The 11,309-nt window shown below is 69.8% G+C and carries 12 protein-coding genes; 4 read left to right on the forward strand and 8 right to left on the reverse strand.

Annotation, left to right across the window (positions count from 1 at the left end):
- The 7 genes from otnK to AC6LJ9_RS18380 all read right to left on the reverse strand — a co-directional run.
- A partial coding sequence (gene otnK / locus AC6LJ9_RS18350; protein ID WP_498148676.1) for a 3-oxo-tetronate kinase occupies positions 1-750 on the reverse strand: 750 nt, incomplete at its 3' end.
- Positions 747-1,667 (reverse strand): L-threonate dehydrogenase, encoded by a 921-nt coding sequence (gene ltnD / locus AC6LJ9_RS18355; protein WP_498148677.1) that lies wholly within the window; start codon positions 1,665-1,667, stop codon positions 747-749. The genes otnK and ltnD, both read right to left, overlap by 4 nt.
- 52 nt (positions 1,668-1,719) lie before the next feature.
- Positions 1,720-2,691: a D-erythronate dehydrogenase gene (gene denD / locus AC6LJ9_RS18360; protein ID WP_498148678.1), complete on the reverse strand. Its 972-nt coding sequence runs from the start codon at positions 2,689-2,691 to the stop codon at positions 1,720-1,722.
- Between the two features lie 45 nt (positions 2,692-2,736).
- Positions 2,737-3,525 carry a 2-oxo-tetronate isomerase gene (gene otnI, locus AC6LJ9_RS18365; RefSeq protein WP_498148679.1) on the reverse strand — a complete coding sequence of 263 codons (789 nt, stop codon included), beginning with the start codon at positions 3,523-3,525 and terminating at the stop codon, positions 2,737-2,739.
- Positions 3,526-3,548: 23 nt separating this feature from the next.
- A complete protein-coding gene (locus tag AC6LJ9_RS18370; protein ID WP_212314386.1) occupies positions 3,549-4,883 on the reverse strand; it encodes an MFS transporter in 1,335 nt (444 codons plus the stop codon).
- A 70-nt stretch (positions 4,884-4,953) separates the two neighbouring features.
- Positions 4,954-5,604 carry a 3-oxo-tetronate 4-phosphate decarboxylase gene (gene otnC / locus AC6LJ9_RS18375; RefSeq protein ID WP_498148680.1) on the reverse strand — a complete coding sequence of 217 codons (651 nt, stop codon included), beginning with the start codon at positions 5,602-5,604 and terminating at the stop codon, positions 4,954-4,956.
- Between the two features lie 234 nt (positions 5,605-5,838).
- Positions 5,839-6,525, reverse strand: a complete 687-nt coding sequence (locus AC6LJ9_RS18380; RefSeq protein WP_498148681.1) for a DJ-1/PfpI family protein — start codon at positions 6,523-6,525, stop codon at positions 5,839-5,841.
- Positions 6,526-6,659: 134 nt separating this feature from the next.
- Between AC6LJ9_RS18380 and AC6LJ9_RS18385 the strand changes: the two genes are divergently transcribed.
- Positions 6,660-7,622: a GlxA family transcriptional regulator gene (locus tag AC6LJ9_RS18385; protein ID WP_498148682.1), complete on the forward strand. Its 963-nt coding sequence runs from the start codon at positions 6,660-6,662 to the stop codon at positions 7,620-7,622.
- Between the two features lie 19 nt (positions 7,623-7,641).
- Here the strand turns inward: AC6LJ9_RS18385 and AC6LJ9_RS18390 are convergent, their stop codons facing one another.
- Positions 7,642-8,376, reverse strand: a complete 735-nt coding sequence (locus AC6LJ9_RS18390; protein WP_498148683.1) for a GntR family transcriptional regulator — start codon at positions 8,374-8,376, stop codon at positions 7,642-7,644.
- Between the two features lie 369 nt (positions 8,377-8,745).
- Between AC6LJ9_RS18390 and AC6LJ9_RS18395 the strand changes: the two genes are divergently transcribed.
- From AC6LJ9_RS18395 to AC6LJ9_RS18405, 3 genes are all read left to right on the forward strand, one after another.
- Complete coding sequence (locus AC6LJ9_RS18395; RefSeq protein WP_498148684.1) at positions 8,746-9,648, forward strand: dihydrodipicolinate synthase family protein; 903 nt, start codon at positions 8,746-8,748, stop codon at positions 9,646-9,648.
- 125 nt (positions 9,649-9,773) lie between these two features.
- Positions 9,774-10,718, forward strand: a complete 945-nt coding sequence (locus tag AC6LJ9_RS18400) for a tripartite tricarboxylate transporter substrate binding protein (RefSeq protein ID WP_498148685.1) — start codon at positions 9,774-9,776, stop codon at positions 10,716-10,718.
- Between the two features lie 96 nt (positions 10,719-10,814).
- Positions 10,815-11,303, forward strand: coding sequence for an NADAR family protein (locus tag AC6LJ9_RS18405; RefSeq protein WP_498148686.1), 489 nt, complete (start codon positions 10,815-10,817; stop codon positions 11,301-11,303).
- The last annotated feature ends 6 nt before the right edge of the window (positions 11,304-11,309 follow it).

Below are 11,309 nucleotides of genomic sequence, written 5' to 3' on the forward strand. Positions count from 1 at the left end.
CGCGCCGGCCGCGCGCGCCGGCGCCGTGGCCGCGCCCGGCGCCAGGCCCCAGTTCGCCGGCAGGCCGATGGCCACGCCCGAGCCCGCCGTCACCAGCGGCATGTCCTTCAGCGCCGGCCCCAGCACCAGCAGGTCGTCATTGGACACGGCATCGACGATGGCGATCTCCACGCCCTCGGCGCGCAGCGCGGCGATGCGCTCGCGGATGGCGGCGCTGCCGCGCGCCACCACGGCATGGTCGATCAGGCCGACCTTGCGCCGCGTCTGCGCCGCCAGCACGCGCAGCAGGTTCGGATCCGTCATGGGCGTGAGCGGATGATGCTGCATGCCCGATTCGTTCAGCAGCACGTCGCCCACGAAAAGATAGCCCTTGAACACCGTGCGCCTGTTGTCGGGAAAGGCCGGCGTGGCGATGGTGAAGTCCGTGCCCAGCCGCGCCATCAGCGCATCCGTCACCGGGCCGATATTGCCCTGCGGCGTGCTGTCGAAGGTGGAGCAGTACTTGAAGTAGATCTGCTCGGCGCCCTGCGCCCGCAGCCATGCCAGCGCCGCCAGCGATTGCGCGACCGCCTCGTCGGCGGGCAGGCTGCGCGTCTTGAGCGCGACCACCACCGCGTCGGCATCCGCGCGCAGCGGGCCGCCCGGCACGCCGATGGTCTGCACGGCGCGCATGCCGGCGCGCACCAGGTTGTTGGCCAGATCGGTGGCGCCGGTGAAATCGTCGGCGATGCAGCCCAGCTTGATGCTCATTTCGCCTCCGGCAGGCGGATGCCCGGGAAAATCTTGATGACCGCGCTGTCGTCCTCGCGGCCATGGCCGGCGGTGGACGCCTGCATGAACATCTGGTGCGCGGTGGAGGCCAGCGGCAGCGGAAACTTGCTGTGGCGGGCCGTGTCCAGCACCAGCCCCAGATCCTTGACGAAGATGTCCACCGCCGACAGCGGCGCATAGTCGCCGGCCAGCACGTGCGCCATGCGGTTCTCGAACATCCAGCTGTTGCCGGCGCTATGCGTGATCACCTCGTACAGCGCATCGGCGTCCACGCCCTCGCGCAGGCCCAGCGCCATGGCCTCGGCGGCCGCGGCGATATGCACGCCGGCCAGCAGCTGGTTGATGATCTTGACCTTGCTGCCCGCGCCGGCGCGGTCGCCCAGCCGGTAGACCTTGCCGGCCATCGCTTCCAGCACGCCTTCACAAGCCGCGTAGGCGGCGGCGTTGCCGGCCGTCATCATGGTCATCTGGCCGGCGGCGGCCTTGGCCGCGCCGCCGGAGATCGGCGCGTCCAGATAGTGCAGGCCCAGCGCCTGCAGCCGGGCCTCCAGCGCCACGGACCAGTTCGGATCCACGGTGGAGCACATGACGAACACCGAGCCGGGTTGCAGATCGCCGGCCAGCCCGCCGTCGCCGAACAGCACGGCCTCGGTCTGCTGCGCGTTGACCACCACGCTGATGATCACGTCGCAGGCCACCGCCATTTCGGCCAGCGTGGCGCAGGCCACGCCGCCCTCGGCGGCGAAGGCGGCGGCGGCCTCGGCGCGCACGTCATACACGTGCACGGTCAGGCCGGCGCGGCGCAGGCTGCGAGCGATGCCCGAGCCCATCGCGCCCAGGCCGACCACGCCGACGCGACGACCGGCCAATGTGGAGGAAGAAGTTGTGCTGTTCATGGTGTGAAGAGAGTGGCGGCGAGGAGTGGCGATGACGGGCGGCCGGGCGCGCTCAGCGCGGCAGGTCGTCGTCGATGTAGGCGCGGATGATGTCGGCGAAACTGCCGTCGCCCGACAGCCCCAGCCGTTCGGCCCGGGACGTATCCCAGCGGCCCGGCCAGCTGCCGACGATGCGCTCGACGCGCGCGTCCGGCTCCCAGTGGATGCGGTCCGCGACCGTGTCGCCCGCCACCTCGCGCAGCGCCCGCGCCATGTCTTGCGCCGTCACGCAGACGCCGGGCAGGTTGATGGGCGCGCGGCTGTCCAGCCGCGCCGCGTCCAGCTCGCAGCCCGCCACCAGCGCCGCGATCGCGCCGCGCGGCGACAGCAGCCACAGCTGCGTGCCGGGACGCACCGGGCACACGGCATCCTCGCCATTGAGCGGCTCGCGGATCATGCCGCTGGCGAAGGACGAGGCGGCGGCGTTGGGCTTGCCCGGCCGCACGCTGATGGTGGGCAGGCGCAGCACCCGGCCGTCGACGAAGCCGCGCCGCGTGTAGTCGGCCAGCAGCAGCTCGGCGATGGCCTTCTGCGTGCCGTAGGAGGATTGCGGATTCAGCGCGGTATCGTCGCGCACGGTCTCAGGCAGGTCGCCTCCATACACCGCGACGGAGCTGGTGAAGATCACGCGCGGCCGGTGTCCCAGCGCGCGGCAGGTTTCAAGCAGCGCGCGCGAGGCATCCAGGTTGATGCGCATGCCCAGGTCGAAATCGGCCTCGGCCTGGCCGCTGACGATGGCGGCCAGATGGAACACGACGCGCGTGTCGGCGTCCATCGCCCGGCGCAGCACGGCCGGATCGGAGATATCGCCCACCTGCGCATGGGCGCGCGGATCGCCGTGCGTGTCGGCGGCGACGACGTCCAGCAGGTCGATGCGCGAGATCGGCTCGGCCGCGCCATCCAGCGTCAACACGCCTTGCGCCAGCAGCTTGCGCGCCAACCGCTGGCCCAGGAAACCGGCGCCGCCGGTGATGAGTATCTTCATGGCTGTGTGCCTCGTAGCGGATTCAGGAATACATGGCGCGCCGGATCAGGCGCTCCGGTTCAGATAGGGCCGCGCCCAGCCCAGGCCGGCCGACGTGCCCGCGCGAGGCCGGTACTCGCAGCCGATCCAGCCTTCATAGCCCAGCGCGTCGATCTGCTCGAACAGGTAGGGGTAGTTCAGCTCGCCCAGGTCGGGTTCGTGCCGGTCCGGCACGCCCGCGATCTGGATATGGCCGATGCCGGCCATGTCGCGGCGCAGCTTCATGGCCAGGTCGCCCTCGACGATCTGGCAGTGATAGCAGTCGAACTGCACCTTCAGGTTGGCCGCGCCCAGCTCGGCGCGGATCGCCTGGGCCTCGTCCTGGCGGGTCAGGAAGAAGCCCGGCATGTCGCGCGGGTTGATCGGCTCGATCACGATGGTGATGCCGGCGCCGGCCGCCAGACGCGCGGCGTGGTCCAGGTTTTCCAGGTACGCGGCGCGATGCGCGGCCCGGTCCTGGCCGGGCGCGATCAGCCCCGCCATCACGTGCAGGCTGCGGTTGCCGAGCCGCGCGGCGTATTCCAGCGCCTGGTCCAGTCCGCGCCGGAACTCATCCTGCCGGCCCGGCAGCGAGGCGATGCCGCGCTCGCCGGCCTGCCAGTCGCCGGGCGGCGCGTTGAACAGCGCCTGCGCGAGACCATGCACGTCCAGCCGCGCGCGGATCTCGGCGGCGGGATGCTCGTAGGGGAACAGGAACTCCACCGCCTGGAAGCCATCGCGCGCGGCCGCGGCGAAGCGTTCCAGGAAGGGATGCTCGGTGTACATCATGCTGAGGTTGGCAGCCAGGCGCGGCACGGCGATTCCTTGTTGGTATGAAGCTATCGGTTCACCATCCGCGCCGGCGTCAGCCACACGGCGACGGCGCCCAGCACCAGCAGCGCGGCCAGCACGTACATGCCGGACTGCGTGGACTGGGTCAGGTCCTTCAGGTAGCCGACCATGTAGGGGCTGACAAAGCCCGCGAGGTTGCCCACGGAGTTGACGATGGCGATGCCGGCGGCGGCGGCCGTGCCCGACAGGAAGGCGGTGGGCAGCGACCAGAACAGCGGCGCGCAGGTCAGCACGCCGGCCGCGGCCAGCGACAGGAACAGCAGCGACATGGCGGTGTTGTCGGCGAACGAGGCCGTGGCGGCGAAACCGATGGCGCCCGCCAGGGCCGGCACGATCAGGTGCCAGCGGCGTTCGCGGCGGCGGTCGGCGCTGTGGCCCAGCAGGTTCATGACCACGATGGCGCACAGGAAGGGGATGGCGCTGAGCAGCCCGATCTTGAACGCGCCGCTCACGCCGGTGGACTTGACCAGCGTGGGCATCCAGAAGGTCAGCCCGTACTGGCCGGCCACGAAGGTGAAGTAGATCAGGCACATCCACCAGACGCGCTTGTCGGCGAAGACCTCGCGCAGCGAATGGCGCTGCGCGCCGGCCTGCTTCTGGTCGGCCTCGATCTCGCGCGTCAGCAGCCGTTTTTCCTCGTCGCTGAGCCACTTGGCGCGGTCGATGCCGTTATCCAGGTACATGACGGTGACGATGCCGATGAGGATGGCCGGCAGCGCCTCGATCAGGAACATCCACTGCCAGCCCTGCAGGCCGTGCGCGCCGTGGAAGGCTTCCATGATCCAGCCCGACAGCGGATTGCCGAAGATGCCGGCCACGGGAATCGCGGACATGAACAGCGCGATGATCTTGGCGCGGCGCTGCGCCGGATACCAATAAGTCAGGTACAGGATCACGCCCGGATAGAAGCCCGCCTCGGCCAGCCCCAGCAGGAAGCGCAGCACGTAGAAGCCGGTGGGCGTCTCGACGAACATGAACATGGCGGACAGGAGGCCCCAGGTGATCATGATGCGCGCGATCCAGATGCGCGCGCCGATACGGTGCATGAGCAGGTTGCTGGGCACCTCGAACAGGAAATAGCCCAGGAAGAACACGCCCGCGCCCAGGCCGAACACCGCTTCGCTGAAACCCAGGTCCTGCGACATCTGCAGCTTGGCGAAGCCGACGTTGACGCGGTCCAGGTAGGCGATCACGTAGCAGAGCATCAGGAAGGGCACCAGGCGCCAGAACACCTTGGCGTAGGCGCGCGCGGTGGCGCGGGCCTCGGGATCCTGCGGGGTGCTGCCGGCGGCCGTCTCCACGGCCATGTCCATCCGGGTCATCGTTGTCTCCAGGGTCTTGCGCCGCGCCGGTCCGCTTGCTCGCGGCCGGCGGGCTTGGTGGTCGGGAAAATCACCAGCGGGCGCCGAACACGGCGCGCAGTTCCTCCAGCGCGGCGGCGTCCAGCGGCTCGGGACGCGGCCGGCTCATCAGCCACAGGCGCGCGGTTTCCTCGAGTTCTTCGAGCGCGTAGGCGGCATGCGCCACCGAGCGTTCCCAGACCACCGGCCCCAGCCGCTCGAACAGCGCGCCGCGCACCTGGGCGGCCAGCGCCGCCACCTCGGCGGCGACCTGGGGATCGCCGGGACGGCGATAGGCGATCAGCGGAATGCGCCCGACCTTCATGACCTGGTAGGGCGTGATCGGCGGCAGGACTTCGTCCGGGCGCCAGACGCCGGCCAGCGTCAACGCCACCAGATGGGTGGAATGCGTGTGCACGATGCCGCGCGCGTCGGGATTGGCGCGGTAGATGCCCTGGTGCAGCGCCAGGGTCTTGGACGGTTTGGCGCCGGACACCCAGTTGCCTGCGGCATCGACCTTGGACAACGCGGCGGGATCGAGCCGGCCCAGGCAGGCGTCGGTGGGCGTGATCAGCCAGCCGTCGTCCAGGCGCGCGCTGATATTGCCGGCGGCGCCCACGGTATAGCCACGGTTGTACAGGCTGGCGCCGACAGTGCAGATTTCTTCGCGGATGCGGGACTCGGAAAGGGCGTCTTCGGTCATGGCCTTGCGCCGGGCAGACGCCCGGCCGGCCGCCAGCGCGGCCCGGACGAGGCGCCGCGACAGCGTGTCTCTTTGGGTTTAAGTTATCGGGTCATCATACAAATTTGAAGAAATGGGAGGAACCGGGAAAACCCGGATCCGGAGAGTTTGAAGATCAAATCGAAGGCGGCATCGCGCTCGCGGTAACTGCCCGGCCGCTCGCCAACGCGCGCCGCCGGCCTGGCGGCAGCCGGTTCAACCAGCCGCGAAACCACGCCGCAGCGCCGCCGCCCGCACCAGCTCCGCCGGCATCATCGGCCCGGTCAGCGCGCGCGCCTGCGCCAGCGTGGCGGCGTCGGCCAGTTCGGGGCGACCGCAGGCGTTGGGCGGCTCGGGCGCGTATTCCAGCACCAGCTCGATCAGCTTCGATGTCTCCTCGCCGCGCCAGTGCCGGATCATCGACAGGCCGAAGTCGATGCCGGCGGTGACGCCGCCGCCGCTGGCGCGGTTGCGATCAATGACGACGCGGGCCGCATCGGGTATCGCGCCGAACTGATCCAGGTAGTGGCGCGCGGTCCAGTGGCTGGCCGAACGGTAGCCGCGCAGCAGACCCGCCGCGCCCAACAGCAGCGCGCCCGTGCATACGCTGGTCACCCAGGCCGCGCCCTCACCCGCCCGCGCGATCGCGTCCAGCAAGGCGTCGTCCTGCAGCGCCTCGAACGTCGGCAGCGCGCCGCCCGGTACCAGCAGCACATCGGGCGCGGCGGAAAAGTCGGTAAAGTCATGCGTGGCGCGCAGCGTCAGCCCGGAATCGGTGAGCACGTCGCCCTTGGCGGATGCCACGAACTCGAACGCCACGTCCGGCATGGCGCCCCAGGCGGTCACCGGTCCCACCAGGTCCAGCGCCGTGAAACCCGGGTACATGAAACATACGATCTTCATTACAGTCTCGATAAAGTGTCTATGCGTTTTCGCCCTGTTTTTATAGTGTCGGCGCCCGCTGGCGACAACGCCGCGGCACAGGCAGATCCGGCCAAACGCAAGCCCGTTCGCGCCACCGCCTGGAGCGCGGCCTGATGCCCGCGCCGCGCAGCGTCGCCCTCGCCTTCGGCCCGGACGCGGCGGCGCTGGACCTGGCCGGCCCCATGGATGTGTTTTCGGCTGCCACCGCGCTGCTCGGCGAAGGCGCTGGCTACCGCCTGCTGCTGGTGTCCCCGCAGGACGGGCCGGTGCGCCTGTCCAACGGATCGCGCATGCTGCCCGACCTGCGCTGCGCGAACGCCAACGACCGCTACGACGTGGTGCTGGCGGCGGGCGGTCCCACGCCCGCGCACGACCCCGCCTTGAGCGGCTGGCTGCGGCGGGCTTGCCCATGCGCGCGCGTGCATGGATCGATCTGCACCGGCGCCTTCGCGCTCGGCCACGCCGGGCTGCTGGACGGGCATACCGTCACCACGCATTGGGAATTCGCCGATGAGCTGGCGGCCCGCTTTCCCGCCGCGCGGGTCGAGCCGGACCGCATCCATGTGCGCAGCGGCGCGCTGATCACCTCGGCCGGCGTAACCGCCGGCATCGACCTGGCCCTGGCGCTGGTGGCCGAGGACCACGGCGCGGAACTGGCGCTGCGCATCGCGCAGAAGCTGGTGGTGGTAGCGCAGCGGCAAGGCGGACAATCGCAGTTCAGCCCCTACCTGAGCGCGCCGCAGGATCCGGGCACGCCGATCGCGCGGGTGCAGGCTCATGTGATGGAACACGCTGGCGACGACTACAGCGTGGCCAGGCTGGCCGCCATCGCCGGCATGAGCGCGCGCAGTTTCGCGCGCCATTTCACGCAGGCCGCCGGCATCACGCCGCGCGAGTTCATCGAGCGCGCGCGCGTCGATGCCGCGCGCCGCCTGCTCGAAGGCAGCCGCCAGCCGCTCAAGGCCATCGCCTACGACTGCGGGTTCGGCAACGCGGACAACATGCGGCGCGTGTTCCAGCGGCGGCTGCGCGTCTCGCCCGCCGACTACCGGGCGCGCTTCAACCGCGACGCCTGAGAAACGACAGCAGCGCGCATCAGGCGGGCCTGGCCCCAGCCTGCGCGTCGCTCCAGCCCGGCGCGGCCGCGCTGCTTTCCAGCAAACGGTCGACGATGTCCAGGATCTGCGCCGCGGCCTGCTCGATATGCCGCTCAAGCGCCGCGCCGGCGTCGTCCGCCTGCCCCTCGCGGCACAGCGCGATCAGCGCCGTGTGCTCGTCGTGGGCCTGCTGCCGGATGGGCGCGTTGACGATCTGGAAACGGAAATAGCGCTCGGACTTTTCATGCAGCGCGCGGATCATGCCCAGGGCCGCCGGTCGCCGCGCCGCGCGGTACAGGTGTTCATGCAGCTGCCAGTTCAGCTGGCCCCACTGCCTGGGCTCGGCCCCGTCCATGCGCGCCACCACCTCCGAGGCCTGCGACAGGTCGGCGGCTTCCAGCAGCGGAATCGCCTCGCGCAGGATCCAGGGTTCCAGCCGCAGCCGCAGCTCGAAGAACTCCTGCACTTCCGCGCGCGACAGCATGGTCACGAAGGCGCCCCGGTGAGCGATGGTGTCGACCAGCCCCTCCGCGCTCAACAGGCGCAGCGCTTCGCGCACCGGAATACGACTGACGCCCAGCTCCTCGGCGAACAGTTCCTGGCGCAGCGGTTCGCCCGGCGGGATGTCGCCCGACAGGATGCGATCCCGCAATACGTCGGCCACCAGCTCGGTCGTGGTCTTGCGCACGATGCGCTGACGGTTGGCGTCGGACGGGGAAGAATGTCTGGTCACTGCGATAGCCTCTGCTGCAAGGGGCGGGCCAGCATGCCCTGGCCAGGCGACTGCGAACCGCAAGCCGCCTGCGGCGGACCACGGCGGCACCCCAGGGTGGCGGCACGCCCGGAATGCGGACACTAGGGGAACCCCGCAGAGACAAGAACGCACGGATCCCGCAAGCTAGTCGCAGAATTATATTGGATCCAAAATCCCTGTCCGTTGCCGATGACGGTTCCAGATGAACCGGTCGCAGCGTTTGCCGAAGCGGCACAGGAGATGTCATCGGGTGCAGACATGCCCCCTTAAATTGGATCCAATATAAAGTAACCATAAACCGTGCCGAATTTCCGCCTGCTTTCTTCCCCATCGCCCAGGAGCGTACACATGGCCATCCAATGGAAAGGCGTTTTCCCCGCCGTCACCACCAAGCTGAAACCGGATTTCTCGCTGGACACCGACGCCATCCGCGCCGGGCTGGAACGCCTGATCGCCAATGGCGTCAGCGGCGTCGTGATGATGGGCATGGTGGGCGAGAACGCCCAGCTCGCGCCCGAGGAGAAACTGACCGTGCTGCGCACCGCGCTGGACACGGTGCGCGGCCGCGTCCCGGTCATCTCCGGGCTGGCGGAAACCAGCACGGCGCGCGCCGCCGCCTACGCCCGCGAAGCCGAAAAGCTGGGCGTGGATGGCCTGATGGTGTTTCCCGGGCTGACCTACAAGTCCGACGCGCGCGAGACGATCGCTTTCTACCGCGGCGTGGCGCAGGCCTCGCGGCTGGAGATCCTGCTCTACAACAACCCGCGCGGCTATGGCGTGGACCTGACGCCGGACGTGGTCGCCGAACTGCTGGAATCACCCACCATCACCGCCATCAAGGAAGAGTCCTACGACACCACCCGCGTCACCGACCTGGTGTCGCGTTTCGGCGACCGCCTGGCCGTGGTCTGCGGCGTCGACGACCTGATCGTCGAGAGCGCGGCGCTGGGCGCGCGGGCCTGGGTGTCGGGCATGGCCAATGCCCTGCCCAGGGAATCGGTGCGGCTGCTGGAACTGGCCATGGCCGGCGACTTCGCGCAGGCGCGCAAGCTCTACGCCGCGCTGACGCCGCTCTTTCACCTGGATACCGTGGTCAAGCTGGTGCAACACATCAAGCTGGCCGAGCACCTGATCACCGGCTCGGCCGAAACGGTGAAGCCGCCGCGCCTGGACCTGGCCGGCGAGGAACGCGAACGCAGCATCGCCATCGTCAAGCGCACCCTGGAGGACCTGAAGGCGCTGGGCTACTGAGGCCTGGCGTACCAACCCCAAGACCCCGCCGGCGCGAGCCGGCACGCCTCCCGCCGGCGCCGCGGGCGGCATTCGATGCAGCGAGATCGGCGCCCCAACCCCGCTCAAGGCAACACCCGAATCCCATGAAACTGCTCAACCTGCTCCTGCTTTCCGCCGCCTGCTGCGGCGCCGCCGCCCAGGCCGCGGACAGCTATCCGACCAAGTCGATCGAACTGGTCGTGTCCTACCAGCCCGGCGGCGGCAGCGACAACACGGCGCGCGCCATCGCCGACGCCGCGCGTCCCTTGATGCCCCAGTCCGTGGTCGTGCTGAACCGCCCCGGCGGCAGCGGCTCCATCGGCTGGTCCTATGTGGCCGGCTCCGACGACGGCTACCGCCTGATCCTGATGACGCCGGAGATGCTGGTTGTGCCGCTGATGGGCATCGGCAAGGTCACCGTCGGCGACTTCCAGCCGATCGCGCGCTTCACCGACGACCCGTCCTCGATCACCGTGCGCGCCGACGCGCCGTGGCGGACCGCCCAGGAATTCATCCAGCACGTGAAGGCCAACCCCGGCAAGGTCGCGTTCTCCAACGCCGGCAACGGCACCATTCCGCACGTGGCCGCCGGCGCCTTCGCCGAGGCCATCGGCGCGCAGCTGGAACACATCCCCTACAACGGCTCCGCGCCGGCCATCATGGGCCTGCTCGCCGGCGATGTGCAGGCCACCACCGTGGCCTACGCCGAGCTGCGCCAGCACGTGGAAAGCGGCAAGCTGCGCACGCTGGCGGTCATGTCTGAAAAGCGCGTCGCCGGGCTGGACGCGCCGACCTTGAAAGAGCTGGGCCACGACCTGCAGTTCAGCGTGTGGCGCGGACTGGGCCTGCCCAGGAACGCGCCGCGAGAGGCGGTGGAGAAATGGCTCGCGGTGTCCAGGGAGCTGGCCGCCTCGCCCAAGTTCCAGGAAACCATGACCAAGCAGAACCTCACGCCGTCCTATGCCGACACGCCGGCCTTCGTCGCCGACATCGAGCGGCAGAACCAGGCCGTCAAGACGCTGATGCCCAAGCTGAACCTGAAGCAATGAACGCATGAAGACGCGGCCGGCGGCGGCGCCATTTGCCGCCGGCCCGCCGCGCGGGTATGTTTGAGGGCCCCTCCGCCGCCAGACGAGACCCCGCCGATGTCCTCACCCCCGCCCGCCGTGAACATCTCCGCCAACGCCAGCGACTGGCGCGGCCAGGCGCTGTCGAACTTCTGCCTGTCGCCCTTCGTGCTGGACGGCGCGCTGTACGCCTCCATCGAAGGCTTCATCCAGGGCATCAAGTTTCCCGAAGACGATCCGGTCCGAGCGGCCGCGTTCCAGGCCAGCGGCTGGGACGCCAAGCGCCTGGGCGACGGCGCCCGCCGCGATGCCGTGCACTGGCAAGGCGCGCGTATCGCCTATGGCTCGGCCGAACACCATCGCCTGATCGAACGCGCCATCCGCGCCCGCGTGTCGCAAAGCACCGGACTGCGCCAGGCGCTGGCGTCCACCGCGGGCACGGCGATCGCGCATGAGACCGGCGCGCCCGAGTCGCCCGCCACCTCGCTGCCCGCGACGGTGTTCTGCCGCATCCTGGAGACGCTGCGCGAGGACATCCTGGCGGGAACGCTGCGCGAGGAACGCTGAGGCCGG

The sequence above is a fragment of the Achromobacter sp. 1011811831 genome (genome assembly GCF_059760905.1).